This is a genomic window from Streptomyces sp. CB02959 (assembly GCF_002803155.1).
Lineage (GTDB): Bacteria > Actinomycetota > Actinomycetes > Streptomycetales > Streptomycetaceae > Streptomyces.
On record NZ_NNBP01000013.1, the window covers coordinates 184,714 to 204,660 of the forward strand.

A 19,947-nucleotide genomic window follows, 5' to 3' on the forward strand; every position below is an offset into this window, starting at 1 on the left:
GGAAAGCCGTCGCGTAACCGAGCGCCACCACCGACTGCCGTCACCAGGCGCCACCACCAAGTGTCACCAACGCCCGTCACAGTCCGGCGGCTTTCGAGCCGCCGGACTGTGACGCGGGTTCGGCGTCCCGGGCGCCGGTCGGCCGGGCGCAGGGGGCGGCGGCCGTGCACCGCGGCGGGCCGAGGACCAACTGATCGTTTCAGAACGAGTTGAGCTCTGGACCTCGCGTTTGACGATCTTGGTCGGCAGAGCAGATCGGCCCTTCCGTCAGGTGACAACCAACCTCTGCCTGCCGTCGATGAGTTCGCGCACGGCGTCCAAGTGGCCGGCGTGGGTGGCGGTCTCGGTGATCACGTGCAGGATGACCTCGCGCAGGTTGTCGAGGCGCCAGTTGCCGAAGAAGTCCGGCCACCAGCTCGGGGCCGCGTTCAGGTCGGCGCCGGCCAGGAAGGTGTCGGCGAGCTCCCCTTCCTTCCGGTAGAGAGCGAAGATCTCCTCGGCTGTCTTCTCCGGGGCGGGCTGCCACGCGTTCTCCCCGGAGCCGAGGATCTCTTCGATCGCCGCCTGCTCCCCCGCGGCGACCGCACGGAACCAGAACTTCTCGTCGTCCAGAGCGAGATGGTGCACCAGTCCAAGGCATGTCCAGCCGGACGGTAGAACCGGGCGCCGCAGAGCCTCCTCGTCCAGGCCCTCCAGGATGCCCAGGACGTGCTTGCGCTTGCTGTTCAGGACGCCGAGCAGCGTCGTCAGTTCAGTGTCAGCCATGGGCCGGACCCTATGCGGCCCCACTGACATCCGGCTCACTGAGCGTTTCGACCCAATCTGAAACGGTCAGTAAGCCCTGAGCAGGGTCGCCGACCGGGCCGCCGGACCACCCGCGTACGTTCGTTGGCCGGGTGGAGACGGACGGGGGAGAACACATGGGATACCACCGCAACAACTGGCGCCAGGTCGCCGATGTCGCCGCACCTTTCATTCCCGGCGGCCGCGCGCTGATGGACGCCGTGGGCGTGGTGCAGGGATTCAGCGACAGCGCCGGACTCGATCGGCTCCAGTACGTGCGGGGCGGCCACCCGGTGGTCGAAATGCCCTGGCAGCCAGCCGGTCCCCCGCCGGACCCGCAACGGGCCGAAGCGGTCGGCCGCCAGGCATGGGGTGTGCTGTTCGCCGACGAGCAGCAGTACAGCGCCAGGTCACTGCTCGACCAGGTCGGTAATCTGCTGATGCCGCTGCCGCCCACCGAACTCGACATGGTGATCCGCCGGTTCGGGACCCAGGGCCTGGACCGCTGGGACTCCCTCGCCCACGTCGAGGACGCGCAGGGGGCGCCCGCCTACGACTGGCGGCGGCAGCAGGAACTCTTCAGCTGGCTGCTCCGCACGGTCAGCCCGTACGGCGCGATGCTGGTCGGCACCGGGATGCCGTGCAGTCAGCCCGACTACGATGCCGGGTGCGACTGCGGCGACCACGGCTGGGTACTGCCCGAGGGGCCGTTCGCCCAGGTCGACGGCGCGTACGTCACCGAGAACTGGCAGTGGGTCTCGGCCTCGACCGAGGCGATGTCCTGGCAGGACATGGGCCAGGGCCGGTTCGACACCTGCTGGCTGCTGACCAGCATGCAGGCCGTGCTCCAGGCCAACGCGCAGTACGCCCCGCGCCACCTCCGGCTGGAGGCCAACGGCACGGTCACCGTCACCGTCACCCTCTACGACCAGGGCAGCCCGGTGGCGATCACGCTGGTGCCCGACCTGCCGTACGGCCATGGCGGTCTGTGGGGCGCCAAGGGCCACACCAACGATGCCCGCTACGCGGAGACCTGGCCGGGCTACTTCGAGAAGGCCGCCGCCCAGTTGCTCGGCAACTACCACGACGTCGCGAGCGGCGGCAGCGTCGCCGTCGCGCTGGCCCTGATCACCGGTCGCGAGGGACAGCGGCTCGACCTCAATTCACCATGGCTCGTCCAGGAGATCGCCGATCGCAGGGCGCGCGGTCAGGCACTCGTCGCCACCACACCCGGCACCAGCGACCGCGAGACGATCGCGGACGGCCGACTGGCCGCCAACCACGCCTACTTCATCAAGGACGTGGACCCGGTCGGCGGCCGGATCTGTCTGGGCAATCCGTGGGGCGACGGGGCCACCCGGAAGATGTGGGAGTGCTGGCTGACGCTTCAGGAGGTGGGCTACCACCTGGTGCTCATCGACGCCGTCGACACCTGGTGACGCCCTTCCGCGAGCACCTCGGCCGCACCGTGCGCAGGGAGGTTCGGCCGGCCGGCGGCGGCATCGGCACCGTGACTGGGACTGGGGGCGGGAGTGATGGGGGCGGTCTTCATTCGCCGAGGGTGCGGGAGGCCGGGACGCGGGGCGGCATGCGGAGCCGGCCCGTCAGGGCCAGGAACGCGACCAGCGCGCCCATCACGATCCAACCGGGCCAGCCGGTGAGACCCATGCGCAGCGGGTCCAGCGCGGCGTCGGGGTCGGCGAACCGCTTGACCATGCCGACGCTCGCCGTGCTGACGAAGGCGTGCGCGAGGACGGCGGGCAGGACCGAGTCGGAGCGCAGCCGCAGCCATGTGAAGACCGGCAGGACGAGCGTGCAACTCACCAGCATCGCGGGCACGGCGACGTACCACGGCCGGCCCGGATACTGACCGCCCATCAACAGTGTGGGCAGGTGCCAGAGCGCGAAGGCGCAGCCGGTGAGGAGATACGCCGACACCAGGCGCTTCCCGCCACCGCCCCGGGCCAGTCGCGGGAACAGGTAGCCCTGCCAGCCCAGTTCCTCGCCGAAGAACTGCGGCAGCGACACCACGATCTGCACCACCATGCCGCCCGACCAACCGGCCACCGCGCTCCATCGCAGCTCACCCACCGGATAGGCCCCCGCGGCGGCGCCCATGGCGAGCGCGGCGACGGTCAGGCCGGCGGGCACGGCGAGCCCTGCCAGACAGTGCCGCACGCCGCGTCCCCACGGCCGCGGCCAGCGCAGCGCGAGCGCGTCCCGCACCCGGCCACCGGGCTCGATCAGGCGGATCACGAGGAGCGCGGCGAGCGCGGGCGCGCACATCGCCGCGGTGATGCAGACCTCCGCCAGTGCACCGGTCTCCTCCCGCGCGTCACCGCGCTGGAAGCCGCCGAGCAGCAGCGGCGACATCGCCACCCACATGCCCAGACAGGCGATCGCCAGGTACACCACGGGCCCGCGACGCCTTCGCACGGGCTGGCCTGCCGCTGAATGATTGATCATGAAAGCGACGCTACGGAGACCCGTCGCGCGACAGAATCCGGCCGGCACCCCAATGCCCCGTCGAGCCCTGTCCACCGGACGAGGTGTAGTGCGCTCCACCCGACCGCCCGGGCACGGACGTCAGGAACCTCCCGGCGGCCGGCCGCCACCTCGGCAACCAGGCATCCATCACGACTTCAACTGCCCTACCGATCAAAGGAGTCGGAGCAGTTCGTCGGTGAAGTCCGCGGTGCCGGCGGTGCCGCCCAGGTCCGGTGTGCGGACGTCCGTCGTGGCCAGGACGGAGGCGAAGGCGCGGGTGATGTCGTCGGCCGCCTCCCGGTGACCCAGGTGGTCGAGCATCAGGGCCGCCGACCAGATGGCCCCCAGGGGGTTGGCGACGCCCAGGCCGGCGATGTCGGGTGCGGAGCCGTGCACCGGCTCGAACATCGAGGGGAACTCGCGCTCGGGGTTGAGGTTGGCGGCCGGGGCGATGCCGATCGAGCCGGCCACGGCGGCGGCCAGGTCGCTGAGGATGTCCCCGAACAGGTTGGAGGCGACGATCACGTCGTAACGGGCCGGATCGAGGACGAGTTTGGCCGCCAGCGCGTCGATGTGTTCCTGGTCCCAGGCGACGCGGGGGTGGCCGGTGGCGCATTCGGCGACCAGCTCGTCCCAGAACGGCAGGGTGTGCACGATGCCGTTCGACTTGGTGGCCGAGGTCAGCCGCCCGCTCCGGCCCGCCGCCAGGCCGAAGGCGTAGTCCACCACGCGGGTCACCCCGGCCCGGGTGAACACCGCCTCCTGCACGGCCAGTTCTTCGGGGAAGCCCCGGTTGCGCCGCCCGCCGGCCTCGCTGTACTCACCCTCGGTGTTCTCGCGGACCACCACGAGGTCCACCGCCCCGGGGACCGCACCGCGCACCGGGCTCTCGACGCCCTCGAACACCCGGATCGGCCGCAGGTTGACGTACTGCCGGAAGGTGCGGCGAATCGGGATCAGCAGCCCCCACAGCGACACATGGTCCGGTACGTCCGGGTGGCCGACCGCGCCGAGCAGGATCGCGTCCTGGTCGCGCAGCCGGTCGAGGCCGTCCTCGGGCATCATGGCGCCCTCCCGCAGATACCGCGCGCACGACCAGTCGTCGTATGAGGTGTAGGAGAGGCCGAAGCCGTGCCGGCAGCTGACGGCGTCGAGCACGCGCCGCGCCGGAGGCAGCACCTCGGTGCCGATGCCGTCGCCGGGAATGAGGGCGATGTGATGGGTGGTCATGCGTCCGATTGCAGCAATCGCCGCTCGGCCCGTCCAAGACGCAATCCCGATCTGCGTCATCGGCCGCGCCTATCAGTTGCCGGGGGTCGACGAGTCCAGGGCGGTCGTCACGAACGCCCGTGCCGCCGGGGACAACCCGGAGCGACGGCTGACCAGCCCGATCCGCAGCGTGGTCCGCGGTTCGATGTCCAGCACCCGGGCGCCGGCCCGTTCGGCCAGGCCGCGCCAGGACTCGGCCAGCACCGCCACTCCCACTCCGGCCAGGACGAGCGGGAGCACGGACACTCGGTGTTCGGTCTCGGCGGCGACACTGAAGGTGATCCCGCGCTCCCGCAGCCCGTCCACATACGCCCGCATCCCGGTTCCCCGCTGCCCGACGATCAGCCGTTGGCCTTCCAGCTCCTCGCATTTCACGGTCTGTCGGCCGACGAACGGAGCACCGTCGACGCCGCCGCGCACCACCAGCACGAAGCGTTGCTCACCGACTGAATGCGCGACGACGTCCCCCTCCGGCAGTGGGCCCGGCACGGCCAGCAGCCCCAGCTCGGCCGCGCCGGTGCGCACCATGTCCACCACGTCCCGGGAGGTGAAGGCCGCCTTGACCGCCACGGACACCCCCGGATAGCGCCCGCTGAAGGCGCGCACCATGGTCGTCAGCGGCTCGACCGCCTGCGACGGCATCGACGCCACGTCCAGTCGCCCGTCCCGCAGCTCGTGTACGGCGGCAACGCTCGCCCGTGCCGTCTCCAGACTGCGCACGGCAGCGCGCGCCGGCTCGATCAGCGCCAACTGTCGGATGTCCATGCTGCGCATTCTCACGCGTCACGCGCCGACCGAACTGGGCATTCCCACCCGTCACCCGTCACCAGTCACCAGTCACCCGTCACACGACAACCGGCTCAGCGCGGCGACCGTCCGGCGGCCGTGCCCTCAGGAGGCCGCCGGTACCACCGCCCACGCCTCGACCTCGGCCCGGAACGCGGGGTTGACCAGGCCGGAGACCTGGACCAGCGAACAGGCCGCGGGGCGTGCGGCATCCTGGTACTGGTCCCGGACGCGACGGAACGCGTCGAGGTCCGCGAGGTCGGTGAGGTACACCGTCAGCTTGACGATGTGGTCGAGGCCGGAGCCGGCCGCCTTCAGAGCGGTGGCCAGGTTCGCGTAGATCTGGTGTATCTGGGCTTCGGCGTCCCCCTCACCGACCAGTCGGCCGTCCTGGTCCAGGGGGACCTGGCCGGAGACCACGACCATCGGCCCGGCGAAGGCCACCGCATGGCTGTAGCCGTTGACCGGCGGTGCGCCCTCGGGCCGGATGAAGTGCTGCATCATGTCTCCTCGTTGCTCGTTGCTCGTCGCCGGAAGCCCCGGAAGCCCCGGAAGCCCCGGAAGCCCCGGAAGCCCCGGAAGCCCCGGAGGTGGGGAGGTTCCGGGGACTCCGGCGGTTCCGGGATTTCCGGAAGTCTCGTTGTCCGGGCGGTCCTTACCGTGCCAGCGGTGCGATATCACCGGGCAGCGACAGACCGCCGAGGTGGGTCACCAGCACATCGCCGCAGGTCTGCGGATCGAGGACGTCGGGGTGCAGGACGGCGCTGAGGCCGAGTCCGTCCAGGAGTGCCGTCAGCCGCTCGGTCTCGATGGTGAGGTCGAGGCCGGGGCGCAGGGTGCCCGCGTCGTCGAGCCGGGTGAGCACGCCGCGCACCAGTCGTCTGGTGCCTCGGGCGGCCTTGCGTGACAGGTCGCCGAACGCCGGGTTGGTGCGGGCGGCGGCGTTGAAGTCCAGGAAGACGGTGACCTCGGCGCGCCGGTTCTCGTCGAGGGGCAGGAGTTCGGCCAGGAGTGCGGCGGCGAGCCGGAGTTGTTCCGTGCGGGGGCGGCGGCTGAGGCCGTCGATCGGCTTGAGGTGCGCGAGCAGGCGGCTGCTGACCCGGTCGATCATCGACTGCATCGCGAACTGCATCAGGTCGTGCTGACTGGCGAAGTAGTGCCGCAGGGAGCCGATGTTGAGTTCCGCCTCGGCGGCGACGGCGCGCAGCGAGGTGCGTTGCAGACCGTCTCGGACGACGACGCGGAACAGTGCGTCGACCACGAGGCGTCGGCGGGCCTCCGGATCCACGTGCTTGGGCATGGCACCGTTCTATCACACCTGTGATACAACGGAGTGGCAGGGAAATATCACAGGTGTGACAGAACGGGTGGAGGCTTCCTCGTGGAGACGTACCTCAATTTCATGCTCGTCAGGTTCGGTGTGATCGTGGGCGGCGTGGTGGTGCTGGCGCTGCTGGTCTTCGCCGTCGCGCTGACCCTCAAGCGCCGCGGGCGGCTCGACGACGTCCGCCGGTACGCCGACCCCGTGGTGCGCGCCGGGCTGCGTGCCGCCGCCCGACGGTTCGAGGGCGGCGGAAGGCGCGGTACGTCCGGGTCGCGGCAGCGGGACGGCCGGCGATGACCGGCCTCGCCGCGGGGTCGTCCGACCTCCTTGCGCACCTGTTGCTGGACCGCGTCATCAAGATCGTCATCGTGATCGCGGCCCTCGGTGTCCTGGCGTGCGGCATGACGCTGCTCTGGCGGAAGGCCGGACGGACGAAGGACCGGCGCGACTGAGCCGCCGGGCACCGTCGAAGAGTTGGTGGGGAGGGCTGCCTGCGGCCCGGGCCGGGCCGCTCGGTCCCTAAGCGGTCGAGTTCGTAAATCCTTCGAGGGTTGATCACGCTGCCAGCGCGGTGGAGGATTCTGCCTGGTGATCGGCGGTGTGCTGGTCGAGCCTGGCCGGCAGATCGTTCAGGCCGGAGGTGTGAACTTCCACTGGAACTGCTGTGCCGTGGCGTTGTAGCGGTCTTCGAAGGCTCGGAGCCGGTCCCCGACGTGGGTCAGGTCGGTGAAGTCGTTGGGTGAGACGACCTTGCGCTGCACGACGGAGAAGTAGACCTCCACCTGGTTCAACCATGAAGCGTGCACGGGGGGGACCATCACCGCATTCGGGAACGCCGCGGCCAACCGGTCGGCGGCCTTCTGGCCGCGGTGGGAGGAGCCGTTGCCCACGATCCAGAACACCCGCTTGGCACTGGCGTAGGGATCCTGGAGGATGCCCTGCTACCCACCGGCAGCCCAACAAGCACCCCCGCAGACGCGCTCGACTGCGCCTGCCGACTCCACCTCGCCGCCCTCGACACCTGACCACACGCCAGCCACAGCACCGCCTCCCACGCCAACCCCCGAAGGACAACCGAGCCGACCACCAAGTCACTGGCATCGGGCATGAATCCGTGTGTCCAGGTTTCCGGGGTCACCTCAGGCGCGGTAGCGCTCGGGGTCGACGACGGTGGCGAGGCCGTTGAGGATGAGCCTGGTGCCGCCGCGGAGGTGGGCGGTGTCCTGCATGCCGTCGCCGCTCAGGACAAGGTAGGTGTACTGCTCTGTCCAGTCGAGGCGGGTTCCGCCGTCCTGTGCGGTGAGTTCGATCGTCACCAGGGAGACCCAGCGGCGCACGCCGTCCACGTGTGCCTCGTAGACGTACACCAGGCGCCGCGCCGGGACCAGGTCGACGAACCGCGAACGGTACTCCAGGCGCTCCTGGATGTCCCCGGAAACGAAGAGGTTGCGGGCCGTCTCGCCGCCGCCGACGCGGAAGTCCAGTTCGTGTTCGGCCGTCTGGGACTCGCCTGGGAGGCGGAACCAGCGGACGCGAAGCTCGGGTTCGGCGAACGCCGCGTAGACCCGCTCGGGCGGAGCGGAGAAGGTCACATCGAGGGCGAACGAACCATGGCTGGCCCGTTGATCCTCGCCGAACTGGGGTGCGTCCTGGTCGACGCGATCGACGTTGCCCGGGCTCATGCCGCGGACAGTAGCACGCTGATCATTCGGCTCGGGCTTCACCCTCTACCTCGCCGGCAACGACAAGTAGTACCTCGCCAACCTCGGGCACCTGAGCGGACCAGACACCAGGCACCACACCGGCTCCGGAGTCAACCCCCGAAGGACTTACGACCTTGGGGGCAATTGAGGAGGTGAGTCATATCCTCTGATCGATCTTGCTGTCGTGCTGGCAGCCGGGCGTCTCGTCGTGAGGATCGCGGCGGGTCCTCCATCGCGAGTCATGCTTGGCCGCCGATGGGGCCCGTGGAGGAACCAGTCGGGTGGGTGCAGGCGTCCTGAGGGGCATGAAACAAGGTGTCCGACTGCGTGAGGCGACCGCCGAGGACGCCGACGTCCTTGCCGACGTGCACACCCGGACCCGGACCGCGTACTACACCGCGGGCGGCATGCCCGAGGAGGAACTCGCCGACCCGAGTGCATGGGGCGAACGGCGCGACGCCTGGACGAGGGTGCTGGCCGCGCCGGCGCGCGCCACGCTGGTCGCGGAAGACTTGGACGGGACGGTGGTCGGGCTGCTTGCTGCCGGGCCACCGCACCACGAAGACCTGGACTCCTCGACGTACTACGAGCTGTACCAGATCGGGGTACTGGCGCACGCCTGGGGGCGCGGGGTGGGTGGGGCTCTGCACCGGGAGTTCGTTGCGCTGGCCGCGGCCGCCGGCTGCGCCGAGGGTGTGCTGGAGTGCTGGGCGTCCAACACCCGTGCGCAGCGTTTCTACGCCCGAAATGGGTGGCGGCCGGACGGAGTGCGCTGTCCAGGACCGCTGGACTGTGACTACGTTCGGTTGCGGCTGGAGCTCGTATCGCACAGCTTCTGAGCGAGGCTGACGCAATGTCAGAGTCGGGCGGCACGATCGGGAGATGTGACTGCTGCCCTGGATCGTGTCGCCCTGTCCCATCACGCCTTCACTGGTGTGACACGCCAACACTTCGCCGACCTGATAGTCCAGTTGGCGACACCCTGGGAGGCGGCGCGGGAGTCGGATCGGGCCGAGTGGCGTGGGGGTCTTCGGAAGCGCCTGGCCGGGGCGGGACGCAAGGTGAAGCTGGTGTTCACCGACCGGCTGCTGGTCACGCTGATCTGCCTGCGTCACCAGCTGCCGCACGCCGCGTTGGCGGATCTGTACGGGGTGGACCGCTCCACCGTCTCGGCGGCGGTGCGGGAGATACGGTTCCTGCTCGCGGCCCGCGGCTTCGCCGTCCCCGACCAGATCAGCGCGCCGCCGAAGAAGCCCGGCGAGGATGCTTGCGAAGGCGAACACCGGGCCTGGCGGGAGGCCAAGCGACGGCAGTCCTCGGTGAGGATCTGCATCGAGCACACCAACGCCGAGCTGAAGAAGTGGCGCCCGCTGCAGCGATACACCGGACGCCGCGAGAGCTACGGAGAAACCCACGCCGCGATCGCCTCCCTCGTCTCCGACCGCTCCGTCAGGCGCGCCACTCGCCGCAGGACCAGCACCGCGCTCGTGCCCGTCCGCACCAACACCTGCTGACTCATCCATCAGCCGAAACCCCAGGCCAATCTGCCCCGACCCCAATTGCCCCCAAGGTCGTTACGGAGCCGACCACCAAGGAAGGGAGAGGCCGCCGGTCGCCGTCCGCGGCCTGGCCACTCGTCGTCCCGTCACCCCTCGCCCGTCACCCCTGCTCCGGGTCGGTCAGTGCGGCGGCGGTGGCCCGGGCGAAGGCGTCCGGGTTGTCCAGCATGATGTTGTGTCCGCAGTCCGGGATCGGGACCACGTCCACCCCGGCCTCGACGAGTGCGGCGGCGCCGGGGAGCGGGCCGTCGGCTGCCGGCAGCAGGTAGGTGCGCGGAACCTTCAGGTCCAGCAGGAGTTCACGCATGGTGGGCACGGTGCCGCGGGTGAGGTTGACCGCGCTGCGGTGCAGGGCCTCGCGGCCGGCCAGGCGCATGGTGGACCACCAGTGCGCGCCGACCCGGTCGCGCACCTCCGCCCAGCCGCCGGCGAGGAACTCCGGCTCGGAGTAGCCGGCGATGCCGCTGCTGCCGCCCGCGCCGGGGCGGTGCGGAATCGGGTCCAGGTTGGCGTCGATCAGCACCAGCCGGGAGACCAACTGCGGGTGCCGGGCGGCCAGGACGATGGCCACCGAGCCGCCCATGCTGTGGGCGATCAACTGCGCACCGGTGGCCCCCGCCGCGGTCAGGGCGTTGGCGAGGGCGTCGGCGTGGGATTCCAGGGTGTAGTCGAAGTCCGTCGGGCGGTCGCTGATGCCGTGGCCGAGCAGGTCGACCAGCAGCGAGCGGTGACCGGTCAGCAGCGGATGGACGGCGCTCTCCGTGAAGTAGGCGGGGGAGGTGGAGCCCAGGCCGTGCAGGTAGACGCGGACCGGCTCCCGGCCCGGCAGTTCGACCCAACGGATCCGGTCACCTTCGGTTGTCACTACGGCGTTGCGCACGGTCCGGGCCCCCTGGAATCACGATCGACGGAGGACGAGGGTAACTGCCGGTCCGCGGCGCCGTGGCGGGAACCCCGCACGGGTGCCGGCCGCCCCCGTCGGCGGGTTCGGTCCGCGCGGAGTCCGTGGCCGGTCAGGCCGCCGCACCGGCGTCATCCGGGGCGGCGGCGGTGTGCCGGGGGCTGCGGCCGGGGCGCAGGATCCCGGCCGTGGTTGCGGCCACGAGGCAGCACGCCACGGGCAGCAGGAGGGTGAGGTTGAGCGGTACGACGTGGGTCAGGGGGCCGATCACGGCGGGGCCGGCGAGCATGCCGAGGTAGCCGAGGCCGGCGACGCGCGAGACGTTGGCGCCGGCGTTGTCCGGGTCGGTGTGGCCGGCGGCGCTGAAGAGTTGGGGGACGCAACCGGACAGTCCGGCGCCGAACACCGCCCACCCGGCCAGGGCCAGGGGGATCCAGGGGGAGAGGGCCGCCGCGGTGAGGCCCGCGGCGGCGGTGGCGGCGCCGTAGCGGAGGATGGCCACCGGGCCCAGGCGGGCGGCCGCCCGGTCGGCCAGCAGCCGGCCGAGCGTCATGGTGGTGGCGAACGCCCCGTAGGCGAGGGCGGCGGTGGCGGCGGGCGCGTCCAGGACCGTGCGGAGGTGGAGCGCGCTCCAGTCGTTGGCCACGCCCTCGCAGAGCATGATCATCAGGGCGAGGGCGGCCAGGACCCAGATGTGGCGGGGTGTGCCGCGCCGGGCCCGGACCGAGCCGGTGACGGCATCCGGGCCGGTGGAGCCGGGGGGTGCCGCGTCCGGGGCGCGGTTCGGGCGACTGGTGGCCGGCAGCAGCGCCGGAGCGGCCAGGGCGGCGACGACCAGGCCCAGGAGGGCCACCGCGCCGAGGGCCACCGCCGGGCTCCAGCCCAGGGCGAGGGTGCGCGCGCCCGCCGCGGCGGCCAGTACGCCACCGATGGAGAAGGTGGCGTGGAAGGTGGACATCACGGGCCGCCGGTAGCCGCCTTCGACCTGGACGGCGTGCGCGTTCATGCTGACGTCCAGGCAGCCGTTGCCGAGCCCGAGCAGCAGCAGCGCCGCCCCCAACGCCCAGGCGTGCGTGGCCAGTCCGGGCAGGACCAGGGTGAGGCTGCACAGTGCCGCACTGAGGGGTACGACAGTGCGGGCGCCGAAGCGGTCGGTGAGCGGCCCGACGAGCTGCATTCCGACGAAGGCGCCCGCGCCGAGCAGCAGCAGGAGCCAGCCGAGCACCGCATGGCTGATCCCCACCCGGTGCTCGATGCTGGGGATGTGGACGATCCACATCCCCATCAGAAAGCCGTTGAGTGCGAAGTAGGCGAAGGTCGCCGCCCGCCCGGCCCGCAGCCGGGTCCCCGGTGAGGTGCTCGGGCGCGTCTCCGGTCGTGTCCGTGTCTCCATGAAGCAAACATAACGAACAAGAAAGATGTGCGGAAGCTTGCATTTCAAACACACGCGATGTTCAATCTGGGTATGTCCGGTACAGAGCGACTGAGGCGGATCACCGAGGCCGTACGTGAGGCGGGGCGCATCGGCGTCGCCGAACTGGCCGAGCTGACCGGTGCCTCGGAGATGACCATCCGCCGCGACCTGGAGGCGCTGGCCGCCCAGGGCGTCATCGAGCGCTACCGCGGGGGAGCCAGGAGCCTGCTGCTGCGCGGCGCGGAGCCCCCCTTCGCGTTGCGCGCCCAGGAGGGACTGGAGGCCAAGCGGCGGATCGCCGCCGAGGTCGCCGGACTGATCGCCGACGGCGAGTCGGTCGTCCTCGACAGCGGTACCACCTGCCTGGAAGTGGCCCGCGCACTGGGCGACCGCCGACTGACCGTCATGCCGCTCTCCCTGCACGCCGTCAACGCCCTGGCCGACGGCCCGCACCTCACCCTGCTGGTGCCGGGCGGCCGACCCCGGCCCGGGGAACTCGCGCTAACCGGCCCGCTGACCGAGGCGTCACTGACCGCCCTGCGCTTCGACACCGCCGTCCTCGGCTGCTGCGGCCTCACCGCGGAGCACGGCCTCACCGCCTACGACCTGGACGACGCCGCCATCAAACGCACCGCGATCGGCTGCGCCCGCCGGGTCATCGCCGTCGCCGAAGCCGGCAAGCTCTCCCGCACCGCCCTCGCCCACGTCGCCCCCGCCGCCGCCCTGCACGCCGTCGTCACCGACGCCGCCCCGGACGACCGCACGGACCGGCTGACCGCGGCGGGCGTGACCGTTCGGACGGTGTGACCGATGACGCCCGGCACCGTTCTCTTCGACCTCTTCGGCGTCCTCGCCTGCCCGCAGTCCACCGACGGCCGACAGCGCCTGGTCCGCACGGCGGGCGTGCCCGCACCGGACTTCTGGGACGCCTACTGGGCCGTGCGCCCGCCGTACGACCGCGGCGAGACCGACGGGCCCGGCTACTGGCGGCAGGTCGCCGACCGCGTCGGTACCCGCTTCGACGACCGGCGGATCGCCGCACTGATCGCCACCGACATCGCGAGCTGGAGCGCGGTCGACGGGACCATGGTCGCCCTGGTCGAGGAGTTGGCGGCGCGCGGCCGGCGGATCGGCCTGCTCTCCAACATCCCCGAGGAACTGGCCCGCCACTACGCATCCCACCACGCCTGGCTCCGCCACTTCGACGTCTGCGCCTTCTCCTGCCGCATCGGCCACGCCAAACCCGACCCGGCCGCCTACCACTGGTGTCAGCGAGCGCTGTCCGATCCGCCGCACCGCATCCTCTTCGTCGACGACCGCCAGGAGAACGTCCGCGCCGCCGAAGCAACCGGGATGCGCGGGCACCTCTTCACCACCCCGGCTCGACTGCGGGACCGCCTCGACCGCTGGGACGCCGGTGAGGGCGGACCGGACCCACTCGGGAGAAGGCGGCCACCCACGCCTGGCTGATGCGGTGGACGAGACCTTCCGGGAAGGCGCACGGCGGCTGCCGGCCGCCGCACCGGAGCCCGAAGTCAACTCCTGCACAGTCGAATTGGCTGACGAGCGCGACGGCGAGGGGCGTCGACGGGCGGTCCGCAACGGCGCGCAGGGGCGCCCCGGTGTGCCGACTCGTCGAACGCCCTGAGATGGTCACGGCGTGAGTACCCTTGCGGCCCAGGCCATCAGCACCAGGCGGCTGGACCTGCTGCCGCTGCACGTTGCACACACCGAGGAGATGGCCGCGGCGCTGTCCGATCCGGCCCTGCACACCTTCATCGGCGGCACTCCGGACACCCCGCAAGCCATGCGCGCTCGTTACCGGCGCATGACCGCAGGCCCTCCCGACCCGGCCGTGTCCTGGCTGAACTGGGTGATCCGGCTCCGTGCCGAGTCCTGCCTGACAGGCACGGTCCAGGCGACGGTCAGCCCCACCGGCCGCGGCCCCATCGCCGAGATCGCCTGGGTGGTGGGGACCCCGTGGCAGGGAAGAGGCATCGCCACCGAAGCAGCCCGCGGACTCGTCACCTGGCTCAGCCGGCAGCCGGTGCACACTGTCATCGCGCACATCCACCCCGAACATCGGGCATCCGCCGCCGTCGCCACTGCCGCCGGGCTCACCGCCACCGGCGAACGGCACGAAGGCGAGATCCGATGGCATCGCCACATCAGCCGATGACTTCGACGATCCACCGACTGTGGCTCCCGCCGGTGAACCGCGCGGGGGAACGGCTGTCAGACCCTGCCTATACGCTGCGAGCGATCTACGACCAGCCGACCGGAAGACATGATGACCCGCACCCCCAGACCGTCAGTCGAAGCGATACTCGCCGCTCTTCCCGAACTCGCTCCCTACGCTCGCGACGCAGTCGTACTCCATCCCGAGCAAGCGGAGCCGGACCACCGGAGCAGCTCCATCGGCGGCCCGCTGCTGTGGCCGAGTGACGAGCCGTGGCCCGAATGCTCCCTGCCCGACGAGAACAGCGAGGACGGCGTGCCCGCCACGGCCATGGTGCCGGTCGCACAGATCTTCCGCAGCGACGTGCCGGGACCCTGGTGGCCCGCCGACATCGACCTCCTGCAGATCCTCTGGTGTCCCAACGAACACTGGGATCCTCCCGCCCCGCAGGCCGACATCAGCCCGGTGGTCGAGTTGCGCTGGCGGCGGGCCGCCGACGTGCTCAGCCCGTTGTCGACTCTGCCATCGCCCTCGCGGTGGGAGGAGGACGGCTATCTGCCGCGGGCGTGCGCCATCACCCCTGAGCAGGTGACCGACTTCCCCTTCCGCGAGGAGCTGCCGGCGGAACTCCATCCGCGGCTGGAGGAACTGGTCCGCGCGACCGGCGACGGCGGTGACGCCATCACCCGCCTCGCCGGCTGGAAACTCGGCGGCTGGCCGACCTGGCACCTGACGCAGCCCGCAACCTTTGCCTGCGAAGACTGCGGCACGGCCATGACGCTCCTGTTCACCGTGGCCAGCGACGACGAGACCGGCGTCATCATCGGCCGGTGGGGCGACTTGCGCATCTTCACCTGCCCTGCCGACCACCGTCACGGGTTCCGGGTGGACCAGCACTGACCTGCGCTCGTCACCCGCGGCGCGGCCCACCGGACGGGCCCAGGTCGTCCGAGTTCCCAGCCGACGGCGGTACCTCGACGACGAAGAACAGAAAGGTGGCTTTGGTCGACAGACTCCGGAAGTCGTCGTCGGGGAACAGCTCACGGGCGGCCGGGTCGGGCTGCGGCTCGTCGATGACGGTGAGGCGGAAGCCGGCGGTGGTCAAGGCATCGATCATCGCGTGCAACGGCCTGCGCCAGAACTTCATCGGGACGGACTGCCCGTTGAACGCCCAGTCGAAGGTATAGCTCGTGGTCGCGAAGTAGTCGGGCCGAGGATCCTGGAAGGTGTAGGCCACGATGGGGTGCTCCACCGACGCGATCAGCCGGCCGCCGGGCCTGAGCACTCGCCGCAACTCGGCCAGCGTCGGCCCCCAGTCCTCCAGATAGTGCAGCACCAGCGACGCGACCACGTCGTCGAACGCGCCGTCGGCGAACGGCAGGTGGTCGCTCAGGTCGCCCACGTGCAGGGCTGCGTCGGCACCGAGCCGCTGCCTGGCCAGTGCCACCATCCCGGCGCTGGCGTCGATGCCGGTGACGATCGCACCGCGGTCGCGCAGTGCGGCGGACAGCGGGCCCGAGCCGCACCCGGCGTCCAGGATCCGGCGGCCGGCCACGTCGCCGGCGAGGGCCAACATCGCGGGCCGCTCGTAGTACGCGTTCACCAGGCTGTTCTCGGCTTCCGCCGAGTACGCCGCGGCGAAACTGTCGTAGTGGTTCGCCCGGGCTGGGTCCGCAGGCCGGGAGGGACTCTCGGGCACGTCGGTTGCGCGTTCCATCGGCGCAGCCTAGTGGTCACCCGCCCCACCGGACCGAACCTGTCCCGGTGCCCCGGCGGTATCCGGTCGGGCGGACCGCTGGGTGAGGAGGTCGGTGATCAGGGCGAGCGGGGGCCAGTCCAGGCGGCCGTGGCGGGCGACGGCGTACGCGCGCAGCACCGCGTCGGGGGCGGTCAGCGGGACGAGGCGCACCTCGGGGAAGGTGGGGATGCCGGCCGGCAGCAGGCCCACGCCGAGGCCCGCGGTAATCATGCCCTGCACCAGATCGAGATTGTCTGCGCGGTGGGTGATGCGCGGGGTGAAGCCCGCCAAGGAGGCGAGCGTGCGGATGACGGTCTCGTCCGCCGTGTTGCGGGAGTTGACGATCCAGTCGTGGGCGGCGAACCGGGCGAAGACCTCGACCGTCGTCCCGCCTTCGGTCGCGTCCTGCGCCGGGACGCCCAGGCCCCAGGGAGCCGTCCACAACGGCGTGGCGCGCACCGCGGGGTCGAAGGTGGCGGGCGCGAGGTTGTAGTCGTAGGTGAGCGCCAGGTCCGTCTCGTCCGCGGCCAGCAGTGACAGCGCCTCGGCGGGCTCGTGTTCGCGGATGAGGAGGTGCACCCGCGGATGGCTGGTGGCCAGCTCGGTGACCAGGGGCAGCAGGTGGGCGCGGATGGCGGTGGCGAAGCCGGCGGTGCGCAGGGTGCCGTTGGGTTCCGCGCCGGGGGCGAGGTCGAGGTGGGCGGCCTCCACGGCGCCCAGGATGGTCACGGCGTGTTCGGTCAGGCGGCGCCCGGCCGGGGTGAGGCGGACCCGGCGGCCGTGCGGTTCGATCAGCGCGGCGCCCGTCTCGCGGGCGAGGACGGCGATCTGCTGGGAGACGGTGGAGGTCGTGGTGCCGGTGGCCTCGGCGACCGCGCGCATCGACCCCAGCCGGGAGAGCTCCACCAGCAGTTGCAGTCGGCGTGTTTCCATGCCTCCATTGTTCGGGATTCCCGAACGGAATGTCCATGATCAGCACGTGGACACGAACGATGCCCAGGGCATCTACTGAACCCATGAGCGCGTTCGACCCCCAGCGTCCCCAGGGCGGCCCCCTGCCCCGCCTCCGTACCGCCACCCGCGGCCGACTGCGCCCCGGAGGTGCCGAGACCGGCTTCCTGATGGCGGTCGCCTCGATGACCTCCATCCAGCTGGGGCTGGCCCTGGCCGTCCCGCTGTTCGGACAGCTCGGCGCGCTGGGCACGGCGGGGCTGCGACTGGCGTGGGGCGGACTTCTCCTGCTGGTCCTCATACGCCCCCGCCTGCGCGACTTCACCCGGCAGGACCTGCTCGCCTGCACCGTGCTGGGGGTGGCGACCGCCGGCATGATGCTGTTCTTCATGCTCGCCGTCGCGCACCTGCCGCTGGGCACCGCGAGCGCACTGGAATTCCTCGGCCCGCTGGCCGTCTCCCTGTACGGACCGGGCGGCGGACGGAAACTGTGGACGGCCCTGGCCGCGCTCGGCGTGCTGCTGCTGACCGAGCCCTGGCGCGGTGGCCTGGACGGAGTCGGCCTGGTCTGCGCGCTGGCCGCCGCGGGCTGCTGGGCCGTCTACATCCTGCTGACCCAGCGCGTCGGCGACCGGGTCACCGGCCTCGGCGGCCTCGCCGTCTCCATGCCCGTCGCCGGCCTGATCGGGACGCTGATCGCCGCCCCCGGGCTGTGGGGGCACCTGACCTGGCAGGCGGTCGGGATCATGCTGGTGCTGGCCGCGGTGAGCCCGGTACTGCCCTTCGCCCTCGAATTCCTCGCCCTGCGCCGCCTGACCACCGCCGCCTTCGGCACGCTGATGAGCCTGGAACCCGCCATCGCGCTGCTGATCGGCCTGCTGGTGCTCGGCCAGACACCGGGCCTGACGTCCGCGGCCGGCGTGGTCCTGGTCGTCGTCGCCGGGGCCGGTGCGACTCGCGCCGGTGCCCGCACGCCGGCCGCGACCGACGAGGGCGGCGCGCCCGAGCCGCGGCCCCGCGCCGCGGAAACGGTCTGAGGGTCCGGGCGCGAACGGGCCGACGGCCGCTCAGCCCAACGGCTTCGTGACCTCGGCGCGAATCTTTCCGGCGGTGTCCGCGAACTCCTGGAGGTCCACCGACCGCGGGTCCTTCGTCAGGTCGGCGGCGTCGGTCCGGGCCAGGTTCACACTCGTACGGAAGTCCGCCCAGACGCAGAACGCCAGAGTGATCTTCTGGCCCATCTCCTGGCGCACATCGACCCCGCAGGTCACCGGGGCGCCGCCACCGCGGGGCGTGAAAATCTTCTCCGGCACCGCGACCTGGGTGCCGGAGTCGTCCTTCATGCCGCGGATGGAGTGGTCGACGGTGGTCTGCGGGTCGTCGATCGTGCCGTAGAGCCCCACCATCACCAGCGACACGGTCCCGCTGGTGTACTGCCCGCCCACGGAGGTGATGCCGTGCTCGTTGGCGCCGTCCCGGGGGACGGAGGCGCCGGCCTGCTGGGAGATGTCCTTGGTGAGGGTGTACGTGCCGCCCGCCAGTGTCTGCGGCACCGTGATCCGGTACTTCGGTCCGGACGCGGCGCCGGTGCCGCCGCCCCCGCCACCGCCGCCGAAGACCAGCGCGGACGCGATACCGCCGACCACGAGGACGCCCGCGACCGCCCCGATGATGCCCCAGACCTTCCCGGTGTTGCGCCGGGGCGGGACCGGCGGGGGCATGCCCGGACCCGGGTATCCGTACGGGGCCTGCGGTGCCCCTCCGTAGGGCGCCTGCGGAGTGCCGTAGGGGCCGGGGCCGTAGGGTGCCGCCCCCGGCGCCGGGGGACCGCCCGGTATCTGCGGCGGGGGACCGGCCGGCGGTCCGGGGTACGGGCTGCCGCCGGGCGCGCCGTATCCGGGCGTGCCGCCGAAATCCTGGGGCGAGGGCTGAGGTGTCGTCACCTGCGTACCCTACCCAGCGTCACCTTCTTGGTGATCATGGCCGGAATCCGCCGGGGAATCCGTTGCGGCCGGCGCTCCCTGGACCGCCCGGTGGAGCAGGGCGAGGAACTGCTCGCGTTCCTCGGGGGAGAAGTCGGCCAGGATCTGCTCGTTCACCGAGAGGACCGCGGGGGCGAGGTCGGTGGCCCAGGTGCGTCCGCCGCCGGTGATGCGGATCATCTTGCGGCGGCGGTCGGCCGGATCCTTGGTGAGTTCGACCAGGCCCCGTCGCCGCAGGCGGTCCAGCAGGGGTGCGGCGGTCGACTTGTCGAGGTGGGCGAGGGCGCCGAGGGTGCCCTGGTCCATGTCGCCGTGGGTGTGGAGCAGGCTCAGGACGGTGAACTGCGGGCCGGTGAGGTCGCGGTCCACCTGGTCGTGCCAGAGCCGGGTGTGCAGTTGGTTCAACTGCCGGGCCAGCGGCCCGACTCCGGTGATCGCGGCGGCCACGTCCCGCGCGTCTTCCTCTTTCCGTGCCATTGCTCCCCGCATTCGTCCGGTGCCGGCCACCCGCTTGATTAGGACGTACACGTACTTTACCGTGGAGCCAGATAGGACGTGTACGTCGTAAATGGCTGCGGGGGCGGAAGAGGAGGACGGTGCCATGCGCCTCGTCGTCGCGATGACCGGTGCCACCGGCGCGCCCATCGGAGTGCGCCTGCGCGGATGGGCGCCGTCGTGCTGCCCCCCGTCCTCACCTTCTACAACCGGCCCACCGGCATCGACGACCTCGTCGCCCGCATCCTCGACCAGTTCGGGCTGGACCTCCCCACCGCCCGGCGCTGGAACGGCATGCGCCGGGACGCGGCCGACCGGACGGCGGAGCCGGACGCCGGGGCCGCCGGCCCACCGGCGCGCCCGAGCTGACGCCCGC

The 19,947-nt window shown here is 71.5% G+C and carries 25 protein-coding genes; 11 read left to right on the forward strand and 14 right to left on the reverse strand.

What is annotated here, in order from left to right; translation table 11 throughout:
* Positions 1 to 267: 267 nt before the first annotated feature.
* Positions 268 to 765, reverse strand: a complete 498-nt coding sequence (locus CG747_RS22140) for a DinB family protein (RefSeq protein ID WP_100603518.1) — start codon at positions 763 to 765, stop codon at positions 268 to 270.
* A 155-nt stretch (positions 766 to 920) separates the two neighbouring features.
* Between CG747_RS22140 and CG747_RS22145 the strand changes: the two genes are divergently transcribed.
* On the forward strand, positions 921 to 2,222 hold the full coding sequence (locus tag CG747_RS22145; protein WP_100603519.1) for a C2 family cysteine protease: 1,302 nt from the start codon (positions 921 to 923) through the stop codon (positions 2,220 to 2,222).
* Between the two features lie 109 nt (positions 2,223 to 2,331).
* On the opposite strand, the gene CG747_RS22150 is transcribed toward CG747_RS22145, so the two are convergent.
* From CG747_RS22150 to CG747_RS22170, 5 genes are all read right to left on the reverse strand, one after another.
* Entirely contained in the window at positions 2,332 to 3,198 is an 867-nt protein-coding gene (locus CG747_RS22150) for a CPBP family intramembrane glutamic endopeptidase (protein WP_257980619.1), read from the reverse strand.
* Positions 3,199 to 3,441: 243 nt separating this feature from the next.
* On the reverse strand, positions 3,442 to 4,500 hold the full coding sequence (locus CG747_RS22155; RefSeq protein ID WP_100603521.1) for a tartrate dehydrogenase: 1,059 nt from the start codon (positions 4,498 to 4,500) through the stop codon (positions 3,442 to 3,444).
* 72 nt (positions 4,501 to 4,572) lie between these two features.
* The gene (locus tag CG747_RS22160) at positions 4,573 to 5,304 is read right to left on the reverse strand and encodes a LysR substrate-binding domain-containing protein (RefSeq protein ID WP_257980623.1); all 732 of its coding nucleotides are present in this window, start codon (positions 5,302 to 5,304) and stop codon (positions 4,573 to 4,575) included.
* A 126-nt stretch (positions 5,305 to 5,430) separates the two neighbouring features.
* Positions 5,431 to 5,829 (reverse strand): RidA family protein, encoded by a 399-nt coding sequence (locus tag CG747_RS22165; RefSeq protein WP_100603522.1) that lies wholly within the window; start codon positions 5,827 to 5,829, stop codon positions 5,431 to 5,433.
* Positions 5,830 to 5,980: 151 nt separating this feature from the next.
* Entirely contained in the window at positions 5,981 to 6,625 is a 645-nt protein-coding gene (locus CG747_RS22170) for a TetR/AcrR family transcriptional regulator (RefSeq protein WP_100603523.1), read from the reverse strand.
* 81 nt (positions 6,626 to 6,706) lie between these two features.
* Between CG747_RS22170 and CG747_RS22175 the strand changes: the two genes are divergently transcribed.
* Both CG747_RS22175 and CG747_RS48150 read left to right on the forward strand, forming a co-directional pair.
* The gene (locus CG747_RS22175; protein WP_100603524.1) at positions 6,707 to 6,946 is read left to right on the forward strand and encodes a hypothetical protein; all 240 of its coding nucleotides are present in this window, start codon (positions 6,707 to 6,709) and stop codon (positions 6,944 to 6,946) included.
* Complete coding sequence (locus CG747_RS48150; protein WP_180985647.1) at positions 6,943 to 7,101, forward strand: hypothetical protein; 159 nt, start codon at positions 6,943 to 6,945, stop codon at positions 7,099 to 7,101. The genes CG747_RS22175 and CG747_RS48150 overlap by 4 nt, the downstream gene beginning before the upstream one ends.
* Before the next feature lie 177 nt (positions 7,102 to 7,278).
* Here the strand turns inward: CG747_RS48150 and CG747_RS22180 are convergent, their stop codons facing one another.
* A complete protein-coding gene (locus CG747_RS22180; protein ID WP_257980624.1) occupies positions 7,279 to 7,551 on the reverse strand; it encodes a hypothetical protein in 273 nt (90 codons plus the stop codon).
* Positions 7,552 to 7,788: 237 nt separating this feature from the next.
* A complete protein-coding gene (locus tag CG747_RS22185) occupies positions 7,789 to 8,331 on the reverse strand; it encodes an SRPBCC domain-containing protein (protein ID WP_100603525.1) in 543 nt (180 codons plus the stop codon).
* 326 nt (positions 8,332 to 8,657) lie between these two features.
* On the opposite strand from CG747_RS22185, the gene CG747_RS22190 reads away from it, so the two are divergent.
* Positions 8,658 to 9,191 (forward strand): GNAT family N-acetyltransferase, encoded by a 534-nt coding sequence (locus tag CG747_RS22190; RefSeq protein ID WP_100603526.1) that lies wholly within the window; start codon positions 8,658 to 8,660, stop codon positions 9,189 to 9,191.
* Between the two features lie 96 nt (positions 9,192 to 9,287).
* The gene (locus CG747_RS22195; protein WP_257980625.1) at positions 9,288 to 9,866 is read left to right on the forward strand and encodes a transposase; all 579 of its coding nucleotides are present in this window, start codon (positions 9,288 to 9,290) and stop codon (positions 9,864 to 9,866) included.
* A gap of 145 nt (positions 9,867 to 10,011) precedes the next feature.
* On the opposite strand, the gene CG747_RS22200 is transcribed toward CG747_RS22195, so the two are convergent.
* A complete protein-coding gene (locus CG747_RS22200; protein WP_100603528.1) occupies positions 10,012 to 10,791 on the reverse strand; it encodes an alpha/beta fold hydrolase in 780 nt (259 codons plus the stop codon).
* Positions 10,792 to 10,924: 133 nt separating this feature from the next.
* The gene (locus CG747_RS22205) at positions 10,925 to 12,205 is read right to left on the reverse strand and encodes an MFS transporter (protein WP_100603529.1); all 1,281 of its coding nucleotides are present in this window, start codon (positions 12,203 to 12,205) and stop codon (positions 10,925 to 10,927) included.
* 72 nt (positions 12,206 to 12,277) lie between these two features.
* Here CG747_RS22205 and CG747_RS22210 point away from each other — a divergent pair, with 72 nt between their 5' ends.
* The 4 genes from CG747_RS22210 to CG747_RS22225 all read left to right on the forward strand — a co-directional run bounded on the left by CG747_RS22210 (position 12,278) and on the right by CG747_RS22225 (position 15,305).
* On the forward strand, positions 12,278 to 13,033 hold the full coding sequence (locus CG747_RS22210; RefSeq protein ID WP_100603604.1) for a DeoR/GlpR family DNA-binding transcription regulator: 756 nt from the start codon (positions 12,278 to 12,280) through the stop codon (positions 13,031 to 13,033).
* A 3-nt stretch (positions 13,034 to 13,036) separates the two neighbouring features.
* A complete protein-coding gene (locus tag CG747_RS22215) occupies positions 13,037 to 13,696 on the forward strand; it encodes an HAD family phosphatase (RefSeq protein WP_100603530.1) in 660 nt (219 codons plus the stop codon).
* 190 nt (positions 13,697 to 13,886) lie between these two features.
* A complete protein-coding gene (locus CG747_RS22220) occupies positions 13,887 to 14,405 on the forward strand; it encodes a GNAT family N-acetyltransferase (RefSeq protein ID WP_100603531.1) in 519 nt (172 codons plus the stop codon).
* Positions 14,406 to 14,516: 111 nt separating this feature from the next.
* Positions 14,517 to 15,305 (forward strand): hypothetical protein, encoded by a 789-nt coding sequence (locus CG747_RS22225; protein ID WP_180985648.1) that lies wholly within the window; start codon positions 14,517 to 14,519, stop codon positions 15,303 to 15,305.
* Positions 15,306 to 15,315: 10 nt separating this feature from the next.
* Here CG747_RS22225 and CG747_RS22230 read toward each other — a convergent pair whose 3' ends face one another.
* Together CG747_RS22230 and CG747_RS22235 are read right to left on the reverse strand one after the other, a co-directional pair.
* The gene (locus CG747_RS22230; RefSeq protein WP_100603532.1) at positions 15,316 to 16,122 is read right to left on the reverse strand and encodes a class I SAM-dependent methyltransferase; all 807 of its coding nucleotides are present in this window, start codon (positions 16,120 to 16,122) and stop codon (positions 15,316 to 15,318) included.
* Positions 16,123 to 16,131: 9 nt separating this feature from the next.
* Positions 16,132 to 17,076 carry a LysR family transcriptional regulator gene (locus tag CG747_RS22235; RefSeq protein ID WP_100603533.1) on the reverse strand — a complete coding sequence of 315 codons (945 nt, stop codon included), beginning with the start codon at positions 17,074 to 17,076 and terminating at the stop codon, positions 16,132 to 16,134.
* Between the two features lie 83 nt (positions 17,077 to 17,159).
* On the opposite strand from CG747_RS22235, the gene CG747_RS22240 reads away from it, so the two are divergent.
* Positions 17,160 to 18,131, forward strand: coding sequence for a DMT family transporter (locus CG747_RS22240; protein ID WP_257980626.1), 972 nt, complete (start codon positions 17,160 to 17,162; stop codon positions 18,129 to 18,131).
* Between the two features lie 30 nt (positions 18,132 to 18,161).
* Here the strand turns inward: CG747_RS22240 and CG747_RS48155 are convergent, their stop codons facing one another.
* Entirely contained in the window at positions 18,162 to 19,037 is an 876-nt protein-coding gene (locus CG747_RS48155; RefSeq protein WP_180985649.1) for a hypothetical protein, read from the reverse strand.
* Positions 19,038 to 19,046: 9 nt separating this feature from the next.
* Complete coding sequence (locus CG747_RS22255; RefSeq protein ID WP_100603535.1) at positions 19,047 to 19,553, reverse strand: MarR family winged helix-turn-helix transcriptional regulator; 507 nt, start codon at positions 19,551 to 19,553, stop codon at positions 19,047 to 19,049.
* 186 nt (positions 19,554 to 19,739) lie between these two features.
* Here CG747_RS22255 and CG747_RS22260 point away from each other — a divergent pair, with 186 nt between their 5' ends.
* A complete protein-coding gene (locus tag CG747_RS22260; RefSeq protein WP_257980627.1) occupies positions 19,740 to 19,940 on the forward strand; it encodes a hypothetical protein in 201 nt (66 codons plus the stop codon).
* The last annotated feature ends 7 nt before the right edge of the window (positions 19,941 to 19,947 follow it).

Bases quoted from the DNA above. Each gene is read 5' to 3' on its own strand.
- CG747_RS22140 (WP_100603518.1), bottom strand. From the start codon at position 765: ATGGCTGACACTGAACTGACGACGCTGCTCGGCGTCCTGAACAGCAAG.
- CG747_RS22145 (WP_100603519.1), top strand. From the start codon at position 921: ATGGGATACCACCGCAACAACTGGCGCCAGGTCGCCGATGTCGCCGCA.
- CG747_RS22155 (WP_100603521.1), bottom strand. From the start codon at position 4,500: ATGACCACCCATCACATCGCCCTCATTCCCGGCGACGGCATCGGCACC.
- CG747_RS22160 (WP_257980623.1), bottom strand. From the start codon at position 5,304: ATGGACATCCGACAGTTGGCGCTGATCGAGCCGGCGCGCGCTGCCGTG.
- CG747_RS22165 (WP_100603522.1), bottom strand. From the start codon at position 5,829: ATGATGCAGCACTTCATCCGGCCCGAGGGCGCACCGCCGGTCAACGGC.
- CG747_RS22170 (WP_100603523.1), bottom strand. From the start codon at position 6,625: ATGCCCAAGCACGTGGATCCGGAGGCCCGCCGACGCCTCGTGGTCGAC.
- CG747_RS48150 (WP_180985647.1), top strand. From the start codon at position 6,943: ATGACCGGCCTCGCCGCGGGGTCGTCCGACCTCCTTGCGCACCTGTTG.
- CG747_RS22185 (WP_100603525.1), bottom strand. From the start codon at position 8,331: ATGAGCCCGGGCAACGTCGATCGCGTCGACCAGGACGCACCCCAGTTC.
- CG747_RS22190 (WP_100603526.1), top strand. From the start codon at position 8,658: ATGAAACAAGGTGTCCGACTGCGTGAGGCGACCGCCGAGGACGCCGAC.
- CG747_RS22205 (WP_100603529.1), bottom strand. From the start codon at position 12,205: ATGGAGACACGGACACGACCGGAGACGCGCCCGAGCACCTCACCGGGG.
- CG747_RS22210 (WP_100603604.1), top strand. From the start codon at position 12,278: ATGTCCGGTACAGAGCGACTGAGGCGGATCACCGAGGCCGTACGTGAG.
- CG747_RS22215 (WP_100603530.1), top strand. From the start codon at position 13,037: ATGACGCCCGGCACCGTTCTCTTCGACCTCTTCGGCGTCCTCGCCTGC.
- CG747_RS22225 (WP_180985648.1), top strand. From the start codon at position 14,517: ATGACCCGCACCCCCAGACCGTCAGTCGAAGCGATACTCGCCGCTCTT.
- CG747_RS22230 (WP_100603532.1), bottom strand. From the start codon at position 16,122: ATGGAACGCGCAACCGACGTGCCCGAGAGTCCCTCCCGGCCTGCGGAC.
- CG747_RS22235 (WP_100603533.1), bottom strand. From the start codon at position 17,076: ATGGAAACACGCCGACTGCAACTGCTGGTGGAGCTCTCCCGGCTGGGG.
- CG747_RS22240 (WP_257980626.1), top strand. From the start codon at position 17,160: ATGAGCGCGTTCGACCCCCAGCGTCCCCAGGGCGGCCCCCTGCCCCGC.
- CG747_RS22255 (WP_100603535.1), bottom strand. From the start codon at position 19,553: ATGGCACGGAAAGAGGAAGACGCGCGGGACGTGGCCGCCGCGATCACC.
- CG747_RS22260 (WP_257980627.1), top strand. From the start codon at position 19,740: ATGGGCGCCGTCGTGCTGCCCCCCGTCCTCACCTTCTACAACCGGCCC.